At 64.9% G+C, this 19,793-nt stretch carries 17 protein-coding genes; 9 read left to right on the top strand and 8 right to left on the bottom strand.

Annotated features, from left to right (window positions below; genetic code table 11):
- Window positions 1–120: 120 nt before the first annotated feature.
- Genes CXK91_RS18995 through CXK91_RS18975 form a run of 5 tightly spaced genes read left to right on the top strand, consistent with a single transcriptional unit; the run spans window position 121 to window position 6,032 of the window.
- The gene (locus CXK91_RS18995) at window positions 121–2,184 is read left to right on the top strand and encodes a TonB-dependent receptor plug domain-containing protein (protein WP_103457620.1); all 2,064 of its coding nucleotides are present in this window, start codon (window positions 121–123) and stop codon (window positions 2,182–2,184) included.
- A complete protein-coding gene (locus CXK91_RS18990) occupies window positions 2,184–3,176 on the top strand; it encodes an ABC transporter substrate-binding protein (protein ID WP_103457619.1) in 993 nt (330 codons plus the stop codon). Before CXK91_RS18995 ends, CXK91_RS18990 begins: the two co-directional genes overlap by 1 nt.
- Window positions 3,173–3,964, top strand: a complete 792-nt coding sequence (locus tag CXK91_RS18985) for an ABC transporter permease (protein ID WP_103457618.1) — start codon at window positions 3,173–3,175, stop codon at window positions 3,962–3,964. The genes CXK91_RS18990 and CXK91_RS18985 overlap by 4 nt, the downstream gene beginning before the upstream one ends.
- Window positions 3,961–4,785 carry an ABC transporter ATP-binding protein gene (locus CXK91_RS18980; RefSeq protein ID WP_103457617.1) on the top strand — a complete coding sequence of 275 codons (825 nt, stop codon included), beginning with the start codon at window positions 3,961–3,963 and terminating at the stop codon, window positions 4,783–4,785. Before CXK91_RS18985 ends, CXK91_RS18980 begins: the two co-directional genes overlap by 4 nt.
- Window positions 4,779–6,032: an NnrS family protein gene (locus CXK91_RS18975; protein ID WP_103457616.1), complete on the top strand. Its 1,254-nt coding sequence runs from the start codon at window positions 4,779–4,781 to the stop codon at window positions 6,030–6,032. Before CXK91_RS18980 ends, CXK91_RS18975 begins: the two co-directional genes overlap by 7 nt.
- A 183-nt stretch (window positions 6,033–6,215) precedes the next feature.
- Here the strand turns inward: CXK91_RS18975 and CXK91_RS18970 are convergent, their stop codons facing one another.
- The 3 genes from CXK91_RS18970 to CXK91_RS18960 are packed head-to-tail and all read right to left on the bottom strand — an operon-like array spanning window position 6,216 to window position 8,729.
- On the bottom strand, window positions 6,216–6,986 hold the full coding sequence (locus CXK91_RS18970) for a MetQ/NlpA family ABC transporter substrate-binding protein (protein WP_003282415.1): 771 nt from the start codon (window positions 6,984–6,986) through the stop codon (window positions 6,216–6,218).
- A gap of 58 nt (window positions 6,987–7,044) precedes the next feature.
- Window positions 7,045–7,722, bottom strand: coding sequence for a methionine ABC transporter permease (locus CXK91_RS18965; protein ID WP_103457615.1), 678 nt, complete (start codon window positions 7,720–7,722; stop codon window positions 7,045–7,047).
- The gene (locus CXK91_RS18960; RefSeq protein ID WP_103457614.1) at window positions 7,722–8,729 is read right to left on the bottom strand and encodes a methionine ABC transporter ATP-binding protein; all 1,008 of its coding nucleotides are present in this window, start codon (window positions 8,727–8,729) and stop codon (window positions 7,722–7,724) included. The genes CXK91_RS18965 and CXK91_RS18960 overlap by 1 nt, the downstream gene beginning before the upstream one ends.
- A 265-nt stretch (window positions 8,730–8,994) precedes the next feature.
- Here CXK91_RS18960 and katE point away from each other — a divergent pair, with 265 nt between their 5' ends.
- Both katE and CXK91_RS18950 read left to right on the top strand, forming a co-directional pair.
- Complete coding sequence (gene katE / locus CXK91_RS18955) at window positions 8,995–11,130, top strand: catalase HPII (protein WP_103457613.1); 2,136 nt, start codon at window positions 8,995–8,997, stop codon at window positions 11,128–11,130.
- Window positions 11,131–11,333: 203 nt separating this feature from the next.
- On the top strand, window positions 11,334–12,818 hold the full coding sequence (locus tag CXK91_RS18950; RefSeq protein ID WP_103457612.1) for a DASS family sodium-coupled anion symporter: 1,485 nt from the start codon (window positions 11,334–11,336) through the stop codon (window positions 12,816–12,818).
- Between the two features lie 41 nt (window positions 12,819–12,859).
- On the opposite strand, the gene CXK91_RS18945 is transcribed toward CXK91_RS18950, so the two are convergent.
- The 4 genes from CXK91_RS18945 to zur are packed head-to-tail and all read right to left on the bottom strand — an operon-like array spanning window position 12,860 to window position 15,435.
- A complete protein-coding gene (locus CXK91_RS18945; RefSeq protein WP_103457611.1) occupies window positions 12,860–13,381 on the bottom strand; it encodes a YgjP-like metallopeptidase domain-containing protein in 522 nt (173 codons plus the stop codon).
- A 3-nt stretch (window positions 13,382–13,384) separates the two neighbouring features.
- On the bottom strand, window positions 13,385–14,170 hold the full coding sequence (znuB, locus tag CXK91_RS18940; protein ID WP_103457610.1) for a zinc ABC transporter permease subunit ZnuB: 786 nt from the start codon (window positions 14,168–14,170) through the stop codon (window positions 13,385–13,387).
- 12 nt (window positions 14,171–14,182) lie between these two features.
- Entirely contained in the window at window positions 14,183–14,953 is a 771-nt protein-coding gene (gene znuC, locus CXK91_RS18935; RefSeq protein ID WP_103457609.1) for a zinc ABC transporter ATP-binding protein ZnuC, read from the bottom strand.
- Window positions 14,950–15,435, bottom strand: a complete 486-nt coding sequence (gene zur, locus CXK91_RS18930) for a zinc uptake transcriptional repressor Zur (protein WP_103457608.1) — start codon at window positions 15,433–15,435, stop codon at window positions 14,950–14,952. Before zur ends, znuC begins: the two co-directional genes overlap by 4 nt.
- Before the next feature lie 64 nt (window positions 15,436–15,499).
- Here zur and znuA point away from each other — a divergent pair, with 64 nt between their 5' ends.
- Window positions 15,500–16,510 (top strand): zinc ABC transporter substrate-binding protein ZnuA, encoded by a 1,011-nt coding sequence (gene znuA / locus CXK91_RS18925; protein WP_103457682.1) that lies wholly within the window; start codon window positions 15,500–15,502, stop codon window positions 16,508–16,510.
- Window positions 16,511–16,712: 202 nt separating this feature from the next.
- Here the strand turns inward: znuA and CXK91_RS18920 are convergent, their stop codons facing one another.
- On the bottom strand, window positions 16,713–18,038 hold the full coding sequence (locus tag CXK91_RS18920; RefSeq protein ID WP_103457607.1) for an aspartate aminotransferase family protein: 1,326 nt from the start codon (window positions 18,036–18,038) through the stop codon (window positions 16,713–16,715).
- A 189-nt stretch (window positions 18,039–18,227) separates the two neighbouring features.
- Between CXK91_RS18920 and CXK91_RS18915 the strand changes: the two genes are divergently transcribed.
- Window positions 18,228–19,721, top strand: coding sequence for an aldehyde dehydrogenase (locus CXK91_RS18915; RefSeq protein ID WP_103457606.1), 1,494 nt, complete (start codon window positions 18,228–18,230; stop codon window positions 19,719–19,721).
- Window positions 19,722–19,793: the final 72 nt, after the last annotated feature.

Genomic DNA, 19,793 nt, shown 5'->3' with positions numbered 1-19,793 from the left:
GAGCGGCGACGGCATTACCGATAAACTTGATTCCGATCAAATGATAATTATTATCAACTAAACGAGAATCGCTCCCATCCAGTCGGTTTCGCAGCCGACGAACCACCTGGGAGCAGCTCAATGATTCTCCGCCTTCACCCGCTCGCCCTGGCCTGCCTGGCCGTCAGCACCTCTTCCGTACTCGCCGCGCCCCTGGAGTTGCAGGAAACGGTCGTCACCGCCAAGGGCTACGAGGCCGCGACGCAGGACATTCCGCAAGCCATCGAGGTCCTGCAAGCACAGCCAACTGAAACGGCAGCGCCGGCCGGCAGCCTGTTCCGCGGAAAGCCGGGCCTGGCCGTGCACAGCGACGGCGCTTGGGGCCAGAACCCGGTGCTACGCGGTATGAAGAAGGAAAGCGTGGTGCTGATGGTCGACGGCGTGCGGGTCAACTCCGGCCAGCCGCAGGGCTCGCTGGCCTCAATGCTCGATCTCGGCCTGCTGGAACGCGCCGAGGTGGTCAAGGGGCCGGGCTCGGTGCTGTACGGCAGCGGGGCCATGGGCGGGGTGGTCAACCTGATCACGCCGCAGGCACGCTTCACCGAGCAGGACGAGCGCAGCGGACGTTTCTCCACCAGCGCCAGCAGCGTCGACAAGGGCTTCACCGGCGCCACGCTGCTGCGCGACTCCAGCTCCGATCATGCCCTGGTGCTGGGCGTTGCCGGGCGCAAGGTCAACGATTACAAGAGCCCCAACGGTACCGAAGAGAACACCGGCTACAGCTCCGATACCCTGCTGCTCAAGTACAAGCAGCGCCTGGCCGAGGATGTCAGCGTCAACCTGAACGTCCAGCGCCACACCGACCGCGACGTCTGGTACCCGGGCTCGGCGCGTACTGGTGGCCAGCCGGGCGGTGCCGGCATCCCGGTACCACTCGGCACCGCGACCATCCATTCGCCGGAACAGCAGCGCGAGCTGTTCCAGATCGGTCTGGAAAACGGCCTCGGGGAAGGCACCCTGACCACCGAACTCTATCGTCAGGAGGTCTACCGGGAGATCCGTGCCTACTCCGAGCGCCTCGACCGCGACTACGTACGCAACAACGTCAGCTTCATTACTCACGGGCTGCGCTCGAGCTGGGTGGTGCCGGTCGCCGATCACCTGCTGACGGTAGGCGTCGACGGCTGGAAGATGACCGGCGATCCGGAGCGCTACGTGGATGGCCCGCCGACCTTCAACAACAACCAGCGCAACGACCCCTTCAAGGATGCCGAGATCGAGTCCTACGGGCTGTTCGTGCAGGACGAATTCGACCTCGGCCAGACGCGCCTCACCGCCGGAGCCCGTTACGACCGCGTCAGCGCCGATGCCCAAGCCAAGGGCACCGGTCCTTCATTTACAACCAGCGGCCTGGACAGCACTGACCACAACCTGTCGTGGTCGCTGGGTGCGCTGCAACCGCTGACTGACACCCTCAACCTCTACGCCAACGTTGGCCAGGCCTACCGCGCCGCCGACATGCGCGAGCGCTATGACGATGCGCCGCGCGGCGACGGCTATTTTCACGTCGGCAACCCGCAGCTGGACGCCGAGCGCTCCACCAGTTTCGAGCTCGGTCTCAAGGGTAACGATGGCGATTTCACCTATCAGCTGGCTGCCTTCCACACACGCATCGACGACTACATCGCCGGCCGCGTGACCGGCACCAACGCGCCCAACGGGCTGCCGATCAAGCGCACCGAGAACCTCGACAAAGTCGTGATTTACGGCCTCGAAGGCAGCGCCAGCAAGGGCGTTGGCGCCTTCGTGGTGGACGGCAGCTTCACCTGGCTGCGCGGTGAGAACAAACAGGACGACGAACCACTGAACCAGATGCCGGCCCACGAGCTTACCCTGGGCATTGGCCAGCCGGCCGAGCGCGGCCTCTACTGGCATGCCCAGCTGCGTGCGGTCGCCGAACAGGATCGTGTAGCGACCGAGTTCACACGCGGTGGCGAGGACCGTACCGCAGGCTTCGTTACCGCCGATGCCAGCCTCGGCTGGGGCTTCGGCAAGATCGGTGTACTGCAGACCGCCAACCTCGATGCGCGCCTGAGCAACCTGTTCGACAAGGCCTACCATGAGCATCTGGCTGACGGCATCAGCGGCAACGAGCTGGAAGCACCCGGGCGCGGCGTCACCGTCGCGCTGAGCGGTAGCTTCTGATGCTCCGCCACCTGCTGATGGCTGTTCTGCTGGTGGCTGGAGCACCAGCGCTGGCGGACAAGCTGCCACGCCTGGGCCTGGCCGGCCCTTCCTCGTCGGTATCGAATCCGTTGATTCACATGGTCGAATCCGGTGCGCTGGACGATCTGGCGGACAAGGTGGAGTTCGTCAGCTGGCGCGATCCCGACCAGCTGCGCCTGCTGGCGCTGAACGAGCAGGCAGACGTGCTGGCCATGCCGGTTAACGTCGCCGCCAACCTGTACAACCGCGGCGCCAAGCTGCGCATGCTCAACGTTTCGACCTGGGGCTTGCTCTGGCTGGTGTCCCGCGAACAGGGCCTGAGCACCCTGGACGATCTTCGCGGCAAGGAGATCACCATGCCGTTCCGTGGCGACATGCCGGACATCCTCTTTGGCCTGCTGGCCGAGCGTGCCGGCATCGATGTACGCAAGGACCTGCGTTTACGCTACGTCGCCACCCCAATCGACGCGATGCAGCTGTTGCTGATGCGCCGTACCGACCACGCGCTGCTGGCCGAGCCGGCAATCTCCATGGCCCTGCGCAAGGCCAGCGAAGGGCCGTTGGGATTGATCGCGCCGGATCTGTATCGCAGTGTCGACCTGCAACAGGAGTGGGGCCGCCTGCTGCAACGCGAAGCACGCATCCCGCAGGCTGGCATCGCGCTGATGGCCAGCGTGAAGGACCGGCCGCATATCGCCGCACGGATCGCCCAGGCCTACGCCGACTCGCTGCAATGGTGCAGCGCCAACGCCGAGCGCTGTGGCCAGCTGGTCGCCAAACACCTGCCGATGCTCAGCGCTGCATCGGTAACCGATTCGTTGGCAGTGGCGCAGATGGACGCCGTGCCCGCCGCCGAGGCGCGGGCGGAAGTCGAGTATCTGTTCGAACTGTTGCTGCAGAGGAATCCGGCGCTGATCGGCGGCAAGCTGCCGTCCGATGACTTCTACTCGCCGGTCAGCGATCAGCCATGAGCCTCCTGCGCAGCTGGCTAACCAGCTTGCCCGGCTATCTGTGGAGCGGCTGGGGCGCGCTAGCCAGCCTGTTTCTGCTGCTGGCGGGCTGGGAGGCAGTGGCCAGTCACTATGGCGCACTGGTGCTGCCTACGCCGCTGGACACCTTTGCCCGTCTGCTCCAGCTGATCGATGAAGGGGCCGCCTGGCCGGAGCTGCTGGCCACCAGTCGCCGGGCGCTGCTCGGCTTCGCTCTTTCCGTGGTGGTCGGCAGCGTGCTCGGGCTCGCCGCCGGTGTCTCCATGACCGCCTCGATGATGGCGCGGCCACTGGTTACCGTGCTCATGGGCATGCCGCCAATCGCCTGGCTGGTACTGGCGATGCTCTGGTTCGGCGCCAGCGACGGCACTCCGGTGTTCACCGTGTTCATCGCCAGCTTTCCGCTGGTGTTCGTCGGTGCACTGCAAGGCACCCGTACGCTGGACAACCAGCTCAAGGACATGGCCCTGGCATTTCGCCTGCCGCGGCGGATGCTGTTGCTCGATGTCTATCTGCCGCATGTCGTCTCCTACCTGTTTCCGGCCTGGATCACCGCACTCGCCATGGCCTGGAAGATCGTGGTGATGGCCGAGTTGCTCGCCACCCAGGACGGCGTCGGCGCCGCGCTCGCGGTGTCGCGCTCGCACCTGGATACCAGCGCGACCATGGCCTGGATCACCGCGGTGGTCGGCCTGCTGCTGGCGGTGGAGTACCTGCTGCTGGAACCGATCAAGCGCGAAGTCGAGCGCTGGCGCGAGGTGTCTTCATGACGCAATTGCACATCCACGGCCTGGCCCACGCCTTTGGTCGCGACGAAATCTTCAGCGGCATCGACTTCAACCTGGCGGCAGGCGAAGTGGTCGCCCTGGTCGGCCCTTCGGGCTGCGGCAAGACCACCCTGCTGCACCTCTGTGCCGGACTGCTGGACGTGCAGGAAGGTCGAATCGACAACGGCTTCGGCAACCCCGCCAGCATGTTCCAGCAACCGCGGCTGCTGCCGTGGAAAACCACGGTCGACAACATCGCCCTGGGCCTCAAGGCGGCCGGCATGGCGCGGCAGCAACGCCTGCAGCAGGCCAGTTCCCTCGCGCTGCGCCTGGGCCTAGCCGCGGGCGATCTCGGCAAATTTCCACACCAGCTTTCCGGCGGCATGCAGAGCCGCGTGTCCCTGGCGCGCGCACTGGTGCTGCAGCCGGATCTGCTGCTACTCGACGAACCCTTCGCCGCACTGGATATCGGCCTCAAGGAAGACCTCTATGCCCTGCTGCTGGCCGAGCAGGCCGCGCGCGGCATGGGCGTGCTGATGATTACCCACGACCTGATGGAAGCCGTGCGGCTGGCCGACCGCATCCTGGTCATGGCGGCGAAGCCGGGGCGCATCGTCAGCCACCTGGAGCTGGATCTGCCACCCGTGCAGCGCAGCGATGCCTGGATCTACCAACACACCGCCGAACTGCTGCAGTTGCCGGCGGTGCGAGAGAGCTTCGGCCTGGCCAGCCGCGCGCCGCAGGCCTTGCCCACCGGCGCCAAGTTCGCCATTCGCGAGGCAGCCCCCTCACCCACCGCCAGCAGAGCGCGCTCACGATGCTGAAGTCCTTATCACCGCGACTCACCGCCTGGCCGTTGCTGCTGTGCAGCTTCCGTCCGCTGTTTCTCGCCACCGTACTGCTGGCCGTGGCCGGCATCACACTCTGGCTGGGCTTTCTCGGGTTCGGGGTACCGCTGCCGGGCGTGCCGGGCGGTCCGCTGGTCTGGCATGCCCACGAAATGCTGCTCGGCTTCGGCCTTGCGGCAGTCGCCGGCTTCGTCCTCACTGCGGTGCCGGAATTTACCTCCACCGCGGCATTCGGTCGGCAGGTAGGTTTCGGCTTTCTACTGCTGTGGCTAGCGGCTCGGCTCAGCTTCTGGCTTTCCGGCGTCATCGGGCCGTGGCCGGCGGCGCTGTTCAACAGTGCCTTCGCCATCGCCCTGGTTGTGCTGCTCGCACCGCGCCTGCTGGGCGACCCGCTACGCCGGCAGTACGGCTTTTTCGGTGGACTCGGCGCGCTGGCGCTGGTGACTGTGGGCTTTCATGTCGACGCCGTCGCCGGCCAGTACCCGATGCGCTGGCTGTATGCTGGCATCGGCGTGATGATGGTGCTGATCGTGGTGGCCATGAGCCGAATCTCCATGCGCATCCTCAACGACGCCATTCAGGTACGCCGGGATGCCGGGCACGATGTGGTCGAGGACTACCGCGCCCGCCCGCCACGACGCAACCTGGCGATCTTCTGCATCAGCCTGTTCACCCTCGCCGAATGGCTGGCCCTCCCGGCGCCGCTGAACGGCTGGCTGGCCTTAGCCACAGCCGCCGCCATGCTCAATCTGCTCAACGACTGGCACATCGGCCGAGCGCTGCTGGAACGCTGGTCGCTGATGCTCTACAGCGTCTACTGGCTGATGGCCTTGGGTTATGGGGCACTCGGTGTCTCGCTGCTCGCCGAGGGTTATGCCAGCAGCGCCGGGCGCCATCTGCTGACACTGGGGGCCATGGGGGTATCAATTCTGGCCGTGCTGTGCATCGCGGGGCGTACTCACAGCGGTTACGCACTGGATCAGCGGCGCTGGGTACCGATCGCGGCCTGCCTGCTGGTATTCGCCGCACTGCTGCGCGCCCTCGCCGGGCTGCCCGGCACTCCCGTCCCCCTGCTGAACATGCTCGCCGGGCTTGGTTGGCTGACAGCCTTTGCCCTGACCATGGGCTACTTGGCGCCGATCTGGCTGAAAGGTCGGCCTGATGGTGGGCAGGGTTGTGACGAGCCGGTGGGAGCGGATGCAGGAGGTGGCTGCCGCGTCTGACGGTCTTGTCCCGGTCTCGCATGATGATCTGGAGCGAAACGCAGCTTGGTATTGGCGTTGCGGCTTGCCCCGCCAAGCACGGCACCCACGGCTCGGTCAGCCCGGCTTCGCGACGGCGACCCGCTGGATATAAAAAAACCCCGCCGAGGCGGGGTTTTCTGTCACTGGGCAATGCTGTCGTGGTCAGAAGGCCGGAACGACGGCGCCTTTGTATTTTTCCTGGATGAACTGACGCACTTCCTCGCTGTGCAGCGCGGCGGCCAGTTTCTGCATGGCGTCGCTGTCCTTGTTGTCCGGACGGGCGACGAGAATGTTCACGTAGGGCGAGTCGCTACCTTCGATGACCAGGGCGTCTTCGGTGGGGTTGAGCTTGGCTTCCAGCGCATAGTTGGTGTTGATCAGCGCCAGGTCGACCTGGGTCAGCACGCGCGGCAGGGTCGCCGCTTCCAGCTCACGCACCTTGATGCGCTTGGGGTTGTCGGCAATGTCCTTTGGCGTGGCAGTGATGCCGGCGCCATCCTTGAGGCTGATCACGCCGGCCTTGGCCAGCAGCAGCAGCGCGCGACCGCCGTTGGTGGCGTCGTTGGGGATCACCACGTTGGCGCCATTGGGCAGCGCATCAAGCGACTTGTGCTTGCTGGAATAGGCGCCGAAGGGCTCGATATGCACACCGGCGACGCTGACCAGATCGGTACCCTTGCCCTTGTTGAACTCATCCAGGTACGGCTGATGCTGGAAGAAGTTGGCGTCCAGACGCTTCTCGGCGACCTGGATATTCGGCTGCACGTAGTCGGTGAAGACCTTCACGTTCAGCGTCACGCCCTGCTCGGCCAGTTGCGGCTTGACGAACTCCAGCAGCTCGGCGTGCGGTACGGCGGTGGCAGCCACGTTCAAGGTTTCGGCCTGCGCGGAAAATGCGGCAACGGCGGCCAGGGCGACAATCAGTTTCTTCATCGTTCGGTTCCTTCGTAAGTTGAGCGGGGTGCGAAGGTTCGCTCGCCCTGGTTGCGGTTCATTTGCGTGAAAAGTGGGTGACCAGTCTGTCGCCGACGCTTTGCAACACCTGCACCAGCACCAGCAGCAGGACCACGGTGACCACCATCACGTCGGTCTGGAAACGCTGGTAGCCGAAGCGGATGGCCAGGTCACCGAGGCCGCCGGCCCCCACCACACCGGCCATCGCGGTGTAGGACACCAGGGTGATGGCAGTGACGGTAATGGCGGCGATGATGCCCGGACGCGCTTCCGGCAGCAATGCGCTGAAGATGATCTGCCGCGTGGTGGCGCCCATGGCCTGGGTGGCCTCGATGATGCCGCGGTCCACTTCGCGCAGCGCGGTTTCCACCAGCCGGGCGAAGAACGGCGCAGCGCCCACCACCAACGGCGGAATCGCCCCAGCGACACCCAGCGAGGTGCCGGTAATCAGCACGGTGAAGGGAATCATCACGATCAAGAGAATGATAAACGGCAGCGAGCGCAGCACGTTGACCACGAAGGACAGCGCGGCATACAGCGGACCATTCTCGAACAGCTGGCGCGGGCCGCAGAGAAACAGCAGCACGCCCAGCGGCAGGCCGAGCAGGATGGTGAACAGCAGCGAGCCGCCGAGCATCAGCAGGGTGTCCAGCGTGGCCAGCCAGATCTCGTACCAGTCGACATTCCCCAACAAAGAGCTGAAAAGGGCTTCCATCAGCGCAGCACCTCCACATGCACATCAGCGGCCTGCAGTCGCGCCATTGCCGCGGTCATGTCACCGCCGATCAGCGCCAGGGTGAGCTGGCCGTAGGGGGTATCCTTGATGCGGTCGATGCGCCCGGAAAGGATGCTGTAGTCGACGCCGGTTTCGCGGGCGACGGTGCCCAGCAGCGGCTTGTAGGTGGAGTCGCCCTGGAAGGTCAGGCGCAGGATGCGGCCCGGCACATGGGCGAAGTCATCGTGCATCTCGCCTTCGTCCATCGCCTCGTCTTCCAGCACGAAGCGCTGGGTGGTTGGATGCTTGGGGTGCAGGAATACCTCGGTCACCGGGCCCTGTTCGACGATGGCACCGGCATCCATCACCGCGACCCGGTCGCAGACGCGGCGGATCACGTCCATCTCGTGGGTGATCAGCACGATGGTCAGCTTCAACTCGCGGTTGATCTCGGCCAGCAGTTGCAGCACCGATGCGGTGGTCTGCGGGTCGAGGGCGCTGGTGGCCTCGTCGCAGAGCAGGATGCTCGGCTCGGTGGCCAGCGCGCGAGCGATACCGACGCGCTGCTTCTGGCCACCGGAGAGCTGCGCCGGATATTTGCGTGCGTGGTCCTTGAGGCCGACGCGGTCAAGCAGGGCGGCGACGCGGGCGTCGATCTCGCTGCGCGAGCGGATGCCGGCCAGGCGCAGCGGCATGGCGACGTTGTCGGCCACGGTCTTGGACATCAGCAGGTTGAAGTGCTGGAAGATCATCCCGACGCGCTGGCGGAAGCGCCGCAGACCGTCGGCATCGAGCGCGGTGACATCTTCACCGTTGACCAGGATGCGCCCGCCGGAGGGTTCCTCGAGGCGGTTGATCAGACGCAGCAGCGTGCTCTTGCCGGCGCCAGAGTGGCCGATCAGGCCGAAGACTTCACCGGCGGCGATCTCCAGCTGCGTCGACTGCAGGGCAGGGACGTCTCTGCCGCCGGTCCGATAGGTTTTGTGGACTTGATGGAATTCGATCACGGGCGAACCTTGTGGGTGCGGCGTTCGTTGCCGGGATATTCGGCGAAAGCCGGGCATTCTACCCGTTTGGCGGCGAGGTCGCTTGCCTGACCCGCTGCCATTGACTAAGTGCATGGCGCTGATAGTCAAAGCAAATCGAATATTTGGGCAACCATGCAGGCGATGTTGGGGTCATTAACCGGGTACGCCGTGAAAAGATCGTGTAATTGGCCTCGATTGTGGCCCGATCGCTCGCGGTTCAGCTCACCGCTAATGGAGGCCCATCATGACCGACAAGACCCCTAAACAGAGCGAGCTGGCCGGCACCGATACCGTCGACCGCGCCAATCACAACGCCAAGCTCGATCAGCTGGAAGAGTTTCGCAGCGACGCCACCGGCGAGGCGCTCCGCACCAATCAGGGCGTGAAGATCGCCGACAACCAGAACACCCTCAAGGCCGGCGACCGTGGGCCCTCGCTGCTCGAAGATTTCATCATGCGCGAGAAGATCACCCACTTCGACCATGAGCGCATCCCCGAGCGCATCGTGCATGCCCGCGGTGCCGCGGCGCACGGTGTGTTCCAGAGCTACGCCGATCACAGCTGGCTGACCAAGGCCTCGTTCCTTTCCGCCGAAGGCAAGGAAACCCCGGTCTTCACGCGCTTCTCCACCGTGCAGGGTTCGCGTGGCTCGGCGGACACCGTGCGTGACGTGCGCGGCTTCGCCACCAAGTTCTACACCGACGAAGGCAACTTCGACCTGGTCGGCAACAACATGCCGGTGTTCTTCATTCAGGACGCGATCAAGTTTCCCGACTTCGTCCATGCGGTCAAACCCGAGCCGCACAACGAGATCCCGCAGGCTCAGTCGGCCCACGACAGCTTCTGGGACTTCGTCTCGCTGACTCCCGAATCGGCCCACATGGTGCTCTGGACCATGTCCGACCGCGCTTTGCCACGCAGCTATCGTGCGATGGAAGGCTTCGGCGTACACACCTTCCGTCTGATCAATGCCGATGGCGTCAGCCGCTTCGTCAAGTTCCACTGGAAGCCGGTCGCAGGCGCCTTCTCGCTGGTCTGGGACGAAACGCTGAAGATTGCCGGCAAGGACCCGGACTTCAACCGCCGTGACATGTGGGAGTCCATCGAGATGGGCGACTACTTCGAGTGGGAGCTAGGCGTGCAGGTGGTCGAGGAGGCCGACGAGCACAAGTTCGATTTCGACCTGCTCGACCCGACCAAGATTATCCCCGAGGAGCTGGTGCCGGTGCAGAAGCTCGGCAAGATGACCCTCAACCGCAACCCGGACAACTTCTTCGCCGAGACCGAGCAGGCCGCCTTCCACATCGGCCATATCGTGCCGGGCATCGACTTCACCAACGATCCGCTGCTGCAGGGCCGGTTGTTCTCCTACACCGACACCCAGCTGCTGCGTCTCGGAGGGCCGAACTTCCACGAGATCCCGATCAACCGTCCGCTGTGTCCGTTCCACAACAACCAGCGCGACGCCTTCCATCGCCAGACGATTCACAAGGGCCGCGCCAACTACGAGCCCAACTCCATCGACAGCGGCTGGCCCAAGGAAACCCCGCCGGCAGCTCAAGGCGGCGGTTTCGAGAGCTATCCGGAGCGGGTCGAAGGCCACAAGATCCGCAACCGCAGCGAATCCTTCGGCGATCACTTTTCCCAGGCCACGCTGTTCTGGAACAGCATGAGCGAGCCGGAAAAGGAACACATCGTCGGCGCCTATACCTTCGAGCTGGGCAAGGTCGAGCGGATCTTCATCCGTGAGCGCCAGGTCAACGAGATTCTCGCCAATATCGACCTGGAGCTGGCCCGCCGTGTCGCCGAAAACCTGGGTCTGCCGGCGCCTAGCGCACCGACCGTCACCACCAAGGCGTCCAGCGTGCAAAGCTCGCCGGCACTGAGCCTGATGAACCATGCACCGGGCAATATCAAGTCGCGCAAGGTGGCCATCCTGGTAACCAACGGCGTCGATGGTGCGGCGATTGACGCCTTCAAGGCCAAACTGGCCTCTGAAGGGGCGCTAGCCAAGATCATCGGTCCGTCACCAGCTCCGGTGAAAACGGCGGACGGCAAGATGCTGCCGGTCGATGCCGCAATGGACGGCATGCCCTCGGTGATGTTCGATGCCGTCTTCGTCCCCGGCGGCGCCGATGCGGCTGCGGCAATGGCCAAATCCGGCGAGGCCAAGCACTACGTGCTGGAGGCCTACAAGCACCTGAAACCTATCGTCATGCTTGGCGCGGCGCGTCCGTTGCTGGCAACCCTCGGGCTGCAGCCCGACGCCGGTCTGCTGGAAGGCGACGATATCGACGGAGTGTTCGGCAACTTCGCCCAGGCGCTCGGTCAGCATCGGGTATGGGCACGTGAGGCCGCGGCGGAAGCAATCCCGGCCTGACGCTTGTGCCAGGTTCGTATGGGGCGTCTGTCCGCTCGAACCTGGCGTGATTCAACGGTCGAAAAACGCCGGCGCTCGCCGGCGTTCTGCTTTTTTTACTTGGTTAATTCGCCCGCAAAGGGCCGCAATAGACGCAGGTCATGGTTGCGGCTGGCTGGCTTGCCCATGCTGTAGGCATATCTGGCAGCGGATGGAGCCTTACCATGAGCGATACCCAAAACGCAGGCCGTCAGGGCCTGTTCGGCATCCCGATCGGCCTGCTGGTGGCGGTACTGGCATTGATTGGCGTGCTGCTGATGCCGTTGCCTGCCGATCTTCCTGTGGCTGGCCAGCGGGTGCTGGCAATCCTTGTGTTTGCAGTGGTGGTGTGGATCACCGAGGCGGTGTCCTACGAGGTCAGCGCGATCATGATCACGGCGTTGCTGGCGTTCCTCGTCGGCACGGCGCCTACGCTGGAAAATCCCGAGGTCGTCTATGGCACCTCCAAAGCAATCAGCATGGGCCTTTCCGGCTTCGCCAATCCGGCATTGGCGCTGGTAGCAGGCGCGCTGTTCATCGCTGCTGCGATGACGCTTACCGGGCTCGACCGACGCATTGCGCTGATGACCCTCTCCAGAGTCGGCACCAGTTCTCGGCATATCCTCGGCGGCACGCTGGTGGTCATCGTCCTGCTCAGCCTGGTGGTGCCCAGCGCCACGGCGCGCGCCGCCTGCGTGGTGCCGATCATGCTCGGCATCATCAACGCTTTTGGGATCGACAAACGTTCCAACTTTGCCGCGGGCATGATGATCATCGTCGCCCAGGGCACCAGCATCTGGAACATCGGCATCCAGACCGCCGCGGCACAGAACCTGCTGCTGGTGGGCTTCATGGACAAACTGCTGGGTGAGCGAGTCAGCTGGATCGACTGGCTCATCGCCGGCGCACCCTGGGCCGTGCTGATGTCCTTCGTCCTGCTGTTCATCGTGCTCAAGCTACTGCCGCCGGAAACCGAGCGGATAGCCGGCGGCAAGGAAGCCGTGGCACGGTCGCTCGCCGAACTCGGACCGATGACCTCGGCGCAGAAGCGCCTGCTTGCCGTGTCCATCGGTCTACTGCTGTGCTGGGCCACCGAGGGCAAGCTGCACAGCTTCGACACCACCAGCACCACCTATGCCGGCCTGGTGATCCTGATGCTGCCGCGCATCGGCGTGATGAACTGGAAGGAGGTCCAGACGCGGGTGCCATGGGGCACGGTGATCGTCTTTGGTGTCGGGATTAGCCTCGGCACGGTATTGCTCACGACCCAGGCCGGACAGTGGCTCGGCGCGCAGGTGGTGGCGCACACCGGGCTTGGCGTGGTGGGGCCGCTGGGCATCTTCGCCATCCTTGGCGCCTTTCTCATCGTGATCCACCTGGGCTTTGCCAGTGCCACGGCGCTGACCTCGGCGATGCTGCCCATCCTGATTTCGGTGTTGCTGAGCCTGCCAGGGGACTTCAGCCGGCTGGGGATGACCATGCTGCTCGGTTTCGTCGTCAGTTACGGATTCATCCTGCCAATCAACGCACCGCAGAACATGGTCTGCCTGGGCACTGAAACCTTCAGCGCCCGGCAGTTCGCCAAGGTCGGCGTGCTGGTGACGCTGATCGGTTATTTGACCATGTTGTTGTTCGCGGCAACCTGGTGGCGCTGGCTGGGCTGGATCTGAACGCTACCGGCATGCGACCGCACGCCCGGCGCCATTGGGCGTCAGGCGTAGCCGCCGGGTTCGGCATCCTGGGCCCGCAGCTCGCGCCAATGCAGGAACAGCCGCAGGTCGAACTCGATCTGCCCGTAGCCTGGCAGCATGTGTTCGCACAGCTTGTAGAACGCGCGGTTGTGCTCGCTCTCACGCAGATGGGCGAGTTCGTGCACCACGATCATCTGCAGGAATTCCGGCGCCGCTTCGCGAAACAGCGCGGCGACGCGAATCTCCTTCTTTGCCTTGAGCTTGCCGCCCTGCACCCGTGACACCGCGGTATGCAGGCCCAGCGCGCGATGAGTCAGGTCCAGGCGATTGTCATAGAGCACCTTGTCGATCGGCGGTGTGCTTTTCAGATAGTCCTGCTTGAGCTTCTGCACGTAGCCGTACAGCGCCTTGTCACTCTGCACTTCGTGCCGTGCCGGGTAACGCCGCTGCAGATAGCCGCCCAGACGGTTCTCGGCAATCAGCTGGCGCACCTGCGCCAGCAGCGGCTCCGGGTAGCCGCGCAGGTACTTGAGATCGGTCATAGCTCAGGCCCTGCGAGGCCAGGCGAAGCTGAGCAGAAACAGTGCGGCGGCGCTGACCACGATGGACGGCCCCGCCGGGGTGTCTTCGTACCAGGACAGCGTCAGCCCCAGGCATACCGCGACGATACCCAGCACGCTGGCGCCAAAGGCCATCTGCTCCGGGGTGCGCGCATGGCGTTGCGCGGCGGCGGCGGGAATGATCAGCAGTGAGGTGATCAGCAGCACGCCGACGATCTTCATCGCCACGGCGATCACCACCGCGATCAGCAACATCAGCGCCAGGCGAATGCCGGCCACCGGCAGGCCTTCGACCTTGGCCAGTTCCTCGTGCACGGTGATTGCCAGCAGAGGCCGCCAGAGCGGAATCAGCATCAGCAGCACCAGCGCGCTGCCGCCGACGATCCAGGCCAGATCGGACGGCCCGACGGCAAGCAGGTCGCCGAACAGGTAGCCCATCAGATCGACCCGCACGTCCTTCATGAAGCTCAGCGACACCAGCCCCAGCGACAGTGTGCTGTGGGCGAGGATGCCGAGCAGGGTGTCCGAGGCCAGCGGCTGGCGCTGTTGCAGGGTCACCAGCAGCAAGGCGAGCAGCACGCAGCCGACTGTCACTGCCAGGGTCAGGTTGACGTCGAGCATCAGCCCGAGGGCGACGCCGAACAGCGCGGCGTGGGACAGGGTGTCGCCGAAATAGGCCATGCGCCGCCAGACGACGAACGAGCCGAGCGGGCCGGCGACCAGCGCCAGGGCGAGGCCGGCGAGCAGGGCGTTGAGTAGGAAATCGGGCATCGGAGGCTCTGTCTAGTGCTTGCAGTTCGGGCCGTGGACGTGGGGTTTGCCGGTCACCACGCTGCCGTGCAGGTCGTGGCTATGGTCGTGCTGGTGGTGATAGATCGCCAGGCTGCGGGCGTCCTGGCCGAACAGCTCGATGAAGGCCGGGTCGCTGCTGACCTGTTCCGGATGCCCCGAGCAGCAGACGTGACGGTTCAGGCAGACCACTTGATCGGTTGCGCTCATCACCAGGTGTAAATCGTGAGAGACCATCAGCACGCCGCAGCCGTAGCGGTCGCGCAGCACGCCGATCAGCCGGTACAGTTCGGCCTGGCCAGCCACGTCCACGCCTTGCACAGGTTCATCCAGCACCAGCAGTTCCGGTTCGCGCAGCAGGGCGCGGGCGAGCAGCACGCGCTGCATCTCGCCGCCGGAAATCCTCTGCAGCGGGCTGTCGATGACGTGTTCGGCGCCCACCTCACCCAGCGCCGCCAGTGCGCGGGCGCGGTCGACGCCGGGCACCAGGCGCAGAAAGCGCAGCACCGACAAGGGTAGGGTGGCGTCGACATGCAGTTTCTGCGGCATGTAGCCGACGCGCAGCTTCGGCTTGCGCCAGACCTGGCCACGATCGGGCTTGAGCAGGCCCAGCACCGCACGCACCAGCGTGGTCTTGCCGGCACCGTTGGGACCGATCAGCGTGACGATTTCGCCACGATGCACCTGCAGTTGCGCGCCTTCCAGCACGTTCTGGTTGGCGAAGCGCACGTGGATGTCATCCAGCCGCAGCAGCACCTCGCTCATGCGGCGCTCCGGCATGGTGCGCAGAGGCCGACCACTTCAACAGTCTGGCCTTCGACGACAAAGTCTACGGTGCGTGCGGCGGCATCGATGGCCTCGGCAATCGCCCGCTGCTCCAGTTCGATGGCGGTGTGGCAGCTGCGACAGATGAGGAACTGGCCCTGATGCGGGTGCTCGGGACGGTTGCAGCCCATGAAGGCGTTGAGCGATGCGATGCGATGCACCAGACCGTTCTCCAGCAGGAAATCCAGCGCCCGATAGACGGTGGGCGGTGCGGCACGACGACCGTCCTGCTCGCTTAACGACGCGAGAATGTCGTAGGCGCCGAGGGGCTTGTGGCTCTGCCAGACCAGTTCCAGCACACGCTTGCGCAAGGCGGTCAGGCGCACGCCCTGGCGCGCGCAAAGGCTGTCGGCTTCGGCCAGCGCATGGCTGACGCAATGGTCGTGGTCGTGAGGCGTGCAGGCCAGCGGAGTTTTGGACATGGGCAGCGACGTGATAGTGGAGAGACGTTATTATGTACCAATTCCATCCATTCGAGTGATGCCCGTGAATCGTCTTTGCTCCGTTCCTTTGCTGGCTGCGCTGCTCGCCGGCGCCGCATCCGCCCAGGCTGAAGTTCGTGTACTGACCAGCATCAAGCCGCTGCAGCTGATCGCCGCAGCGGTACAGGATGGCGTCGGCGAACCGGACGTACTGCTGCCAGCCAGCGCCTCGGCCCACCATTACTCCCTACGCCCGTCCGACGTACGGCGCATTCGTGACGCCGAGCTGTTCTACTGGATCGGTCCAGACCTGGAGAGCTTTCTGCCGCGCGCGCTGAGTGCCCGCGAAGGGGCGACCGTGGCGGTGCAGGACCTGCCGAAGCTGACGCTGCGCCGCTTCGGCGATGCCCACACGCATGCCGAAGATGAGCATCATGACCACGACGATCATGCCGGGCATGCTCACGCGGAGCACGACCACGACGAGCACGAGCACCATGCCGAGCATTCTGAGACCGCGCACACCGACGAACACGATCACGACCATCGCCCCGGCTCACTGGATGCACACCTGTGGCTGCTACCGGCCAATGCCCTGGTGATCGCCGAGCGTATGGCGGCGGATCTGGCTGCAGCCGACCCGGCGAACGCCCAGCAGTATCACGCCAACACGGCGATCTTCGCCCAACGCATAGAGGCAGTCGATGCACACCTGAAGCAACGTTTCGCCGGAGTCCAGAACAAGCCGTTCTTCGTCTTCCACGAGGCTTACGACTACTTCGAGGCCGCCTACGGCCTGCGCCATGCCGGCGTGTTCACTGCCGGCGGCGAGGCGCAGCCGGGTGCGCGCCACGTGGCGGCGATGCGCGAGCGCTTGCAGCAGGCCGGGCCGAGCTGCGTGTTCAGCGAACCGCCGGCGCGCCCGCGCCTGGCCGAGACGTTGACTGCCGGGTTGCCGGTTAAGATGGCTGAACTGGACGTTTTGGGTGTCGGCCTGCCGACTGATGCCAAGGGCTACGAGCGGTTGCTCGAACGCCTTGGCGACACCCTCGCCGGCTGCCTGGAGTCGCTGTGACGATTTGCGGCCGCGTCGGCTGACCCTCGGTTTACGGGCAGGCCTGCGGCCTGCATCGCCGCGGGGGCGCGCCTCCCCACGATGAGTGGTTGGTGCAGGCTATTGATTGTGCGGAAGAGGTCGCTCCCGGCGCGCGCCTTTCGCCTTTGTACAAACTACAGCAGGCCATCGCTGCGGGAGGGCGGCCTCCTCACAAGCGGGCTCAGCCCGCCTTGCGAATGCCGTCGGTGAGCAGCTCCACCATCTGGTCGATTTCCGCCTTCTCGACTATCAGCGCCGGCGACAGCGCGATGGTGTCGCCGCTGGCGCGCGCCAGCAGGCCTTGCTCGAAACACTCTCGGAACACCTCGTACCCACGCTTGCCGACGCCATCGGCATGGGCGGCGAACTGGATTCCCGCGACCAGACCGACGGTGCGGATGTCGATCACGTTGGGCAGGTCCCTGAGGCTGAACAGCGCCTCCTGCCAGTACGGTTCCAGGTCGATCGCCTTCTGGAACAGATTCTCCTGCTGGTAGATCTGCTGGGTTGCCAGTGCCGCTGCGCAGGCCACCGGGTGCCCGGAGTAGGTGTAGCCGTGAAAGAATTCAATGACGCTTTCCGGGCCGTTCATGAAGGCTTCGAACAGATGGTCGGCAACCAGCACCGCGCCCATGGGAATTGCGCCGTTGGTGAGGCCCTTGGCGCAGGTAAGAATGTCCGGCGTCACGCCCCAGCGCTGAGCGGCGAAGGCCTCGCCGACGCGGCCGAAGCCAGTGATCACTTCGTCGAAGATCAGCAGGATGCCGTGCTTGGCGGTGATCTCGCGCAGGCGCTGCAGATAGCCCACCGGCGGCAGGATGACCCCGGCAGAGCCGGACATCGGCTCGACGATCACCGCGGCGATGTTCTCCGCGCCATGCAATGTCACCAGCCGCTCCAGTTCGTCGGCCCGCTCCACGCCATGCTGCGGCAGGCCCTTGCTGAAGGCGTTGCGCTGCAGATCGAGGGTGTGCGGCAGATGATCGACGCCCGGCAGCATCGGGCCGAAGGCACGGCGGTTATTGGCCATGCCGCCCACCGACATGCCGCCGAAGCCAACGCCGTGGTAGGCCAGCTCGCGGCCGATCAGTCGGGTACGGCTGCCCTGGCCGATGGCGCGTTGATAGGCCAGGGCGATCTTCAGCGCGGTGTCCGCCGACTCCGACCCGGAGTTGGTGAAGAACACCCGGTTCAGACCTTCGGGGCTGATGGCGGCGAGTTTTTCCGCCAGCTCGAAGGGCAACGGGTGGCCCATCTGAAAGGTCGGGGCAAAGTCCATCTTGGCAATCTGCTTGCTTACCGCCTCGCTGATTTCGCGGCGTCCATGGCCGGCGTTACAGCACCAGAGTCCAGCCGTGCCGTCGAGCACCTTGCGCCCGTCGCTCGCCGTGTAATACATGCCCTCGGCACTCTCCAGCAGGCGCGGGGTGGCCTTGAACTGGCGGTTGGCGGTGAAGGGCATCCAGAAGTGATCGGACGAGTTATGTGGATGGAAATCCTGGGACATGGGGCTGGCTCCGGGTGGCGAGCGGCTATGCTGCGACGGCGAGCCGCAGCGTTTTCATCGAGTCTATGTTTAATAAAACGAACAAAACAAGGCGCTGAACGGGCCGTTCGTAAAAAATATTGATAGGGTCCGCACCGCTGGTTTAGGGTGCCTGTTCACAGCCCGAAGACCTGAGAGAGAGGATTCACCATGCCCACCCTGACCCTCGCCGACTGGCAACAGCGTGCCCGCGACTTGCATATCGAAGGTCGCGCCTTCATTCAGGGTGAATACACCGAGGCGCAGGGCGGTGATCGCTTCGACTGCATCAGCCCGGTGGACGGGCGGGTGCTGGCGCAAGTCGCCAGCTGCGACCAGGCCGATGCCGACCGTGCAGTGGCCAGCGCTCGTGCAGCATTCGATGGAGGCAGCTGGTCGCGGCTGGCACCGGCCAAGCGCAAGGCGGTAATGATCCGATTTGCCGATCTGCTGGAAGCCAACGGCGAAGAGCTGGCCCTGCTGGAAACCCTCGACATGGGCAAACCGATAGGCGACTCGCTGGCGGTCGACATCCCCGGCGCTGCGCGGGCACTGCGCTGGAGCGGCGAGGCCATCGACAAGATTTACGACGAGGTGGCCGCCACGCCCCATGACCAGCTAGGCCTGGTCACCCGCGAGCCGGTTGGCGTGGTGGCGGCCATCGTGCCGTGGAATTTCCCGCTGATGATGGCCTGCTGGAAGCTCGGCCCGGCGCTGGCCACCGGCAACTCAGTGGTGCTCAAGCCGTCCGAGAAGTCGCCGCTGACCGCCATCCGCATCGCCCAGTTGGCGATCGAGGCGGGCATCCCGGCCGGCGTGCTCAACGTGCTGCCGGGCTACGGCCATACCGTCGGCAAGGCGCTGGCACTGCACATGGACGTCGATACCCTGGTTTTCACCGGCTCCACCCGGATCGCCAAGCAGCTGATGATCTATGCCGGCGAATCGAACATGAAGCGAGTCTGGCTGGAGGCGGGCGGCAAGAGCCCGAACATCGTCTTCGCCGACGCACCTGATCTCGAGGCAGCGGCACAGGCTGCTGCTGGCGCCATCGCCTTCAACCAGGGCGAGGTGTGCACCGCCGGCTCGCGCCTGCTGGTAGAGCGTTCGATCAGGGAGCGCTTCCTGCCAATGGTGGTCGAGGCGCTCAAGGGCTGGAAGCCGGGCAATCCGCTGGACCCGGCGACCAACGTCGGCGCGCTGGTCGATACTCAACAGCTGAACACCGTGCTCGGCTACATCGATGCTGGCCGCGAAGCGGGTGCGCAGGTGCTGATCGGCGGCCAGCGTACGCTGGAGGAAACCGGCGGGCTGTATGTCGAGCCGACCATCTTCGATGGCGTCGACAATGCGATGAAAATCGCGCAGGAGGAGATCTTCGGTCCGGTGCTTTCGGTGATCACCTTCGACAGCGCCGAGGAAGCGATCGCGATTGCCAACGACACGCCCTACGGCCTGGCCGCGGCCGTGTGGACCGCCGACCTGTCCAAGGCACACCGCACCGCGCGGGCGCTACGGGCCGGCAGCGTGTGGGTCAACCAGTACGACGGCGGCGACATGACCGCGCCGTTCGGCGGCTTCAAGCAGTCCGGCAATGGCCGTGACAAGTCGCTGCATGCCTTCGACAAGTACACCGAACTGAAGGCGACCTGGATCAAGCTCTGACGACATCCGTAGGGTGGATGTCGCTTTTTACATCCACCTTGTTGCACAGCCATGGTGGATCGATGAAGCGTG

The sequence above is a fragment of the Stutzerimonas stutzeri genome (assembly GCF_002909485.1).
GTDB classification, from domain to species: domain Bacteria; phylum Pseudomonadota; class Gammaproteobacteria; order Pseudomonadales; family Pseudomonadaceae; genus Stutzerimonas; species Stutzerimonas stutzeri_AH.
The sequence above is the reverse complement of the archived record's forward strand: the minus strand, read 5'-3'. Positions and strand labels throughout refer to the sequence as shown.

Coding starts and splice junctions, on each gene's coding strand:
- CXK91_RS18995 (WP_103457620.1), top strand. CDS start 121: ATGATTCTCCGCCTTCACCCGCTCGCCCTGGCCTGCCTGGCCGTCAGC.
- CXK91_RS18990 (WP_103457619.1), top strand. CDS start 2,184: ATGCTCCGCCACCTGCTGATGGCTGTTCTGCTGGTGGCTGGAGCACCA.
- CXK91_RS18985 (WP_103457618.1), top strand. CDS start 3,173: ATGAGCCTCCTGCGCAGCTGGCTAACCAGCTTGCCCGGCTATCTGTGG.
- CXK91_RS18980 (WP_103457617.1), top strand. CDS start 3,961: ATGACGCAATTGCACATCCACGGCCTGGCCCACGCCTTTGGTCGCGAC.
- CXK91_RS18975 (WP_103457616.1), top strand. CDS start 4,779: ATGCTGAAGTCCTTATCACCGCGACTCACCGCCTGGCCGTTGCTGCTG.
- CXK91_RS18970 (WP_003282415.1), bottom strand. CDS start 6,986: ATGAAGAAACTGATTGTCGCCCTGGCCGCCGTTGCCGCATTTTCCGCG.
- CXK91_RS18965 (WP_103457615.1), bottom strand. CDS start 7,722: ATGGAAGCCCTTTTCAGCTCTTTGTTGGGGAATGTCGACTGGTACGAG.
- katE (WP_103457613.1), top strand. CDS start 8,995: ATGACCGACAAGACCCCTAAACAGAGCGAGCTGGCCGGCACCGATACC.
- CXK91_RS18950 (WP_103457612.1), top strand. CDS start 11,334: ATGAGCGATACCCAAAACGCAGGCCGTCAGGGCCTGTTCGGCATCCCG.
- CXK91_RS18945 (WP_103457611.1), bottom strand. CDS start 13,381: ATGACCGATCTCAAGTACCTGCGCGGCTACCCGGAGCCGCTGCTGGCG.
- znuB (WP_103457610.1), bottom strand. CDS start 14,170: ATGCCCGATTTCCTACTCAACGCCCTGCTCGCCGGCCTCGCCCTGGCG.
- znuC (WP_103457609.1), bottom strand. CDS start 14,953: ATGAGCGAGGTGCTGCTGCGGCTGGATGACATCCACGTGCGCTTCGCC.
- zur (WP_103457608.1), bottom strand. CDS start 15,435: ATGTCCAAAACTCCGCTGGCCTGCACGCCTCACGACCACGACCATTGC.
- CXK91_RS18920 (WP_103457607.1), bottom strand. CDS start 18,038: ATGTCCCAGGATTTCCATCCACATAACTCGTCCGATCACTTCTGGATG.
- CXK91_RS18915 (WP_103457606.1), top strand. CDS start 18,228: ATGCCCACCCTGACCCTCGCCGACTGGCAACAGCGTGCCCGCGACTTG.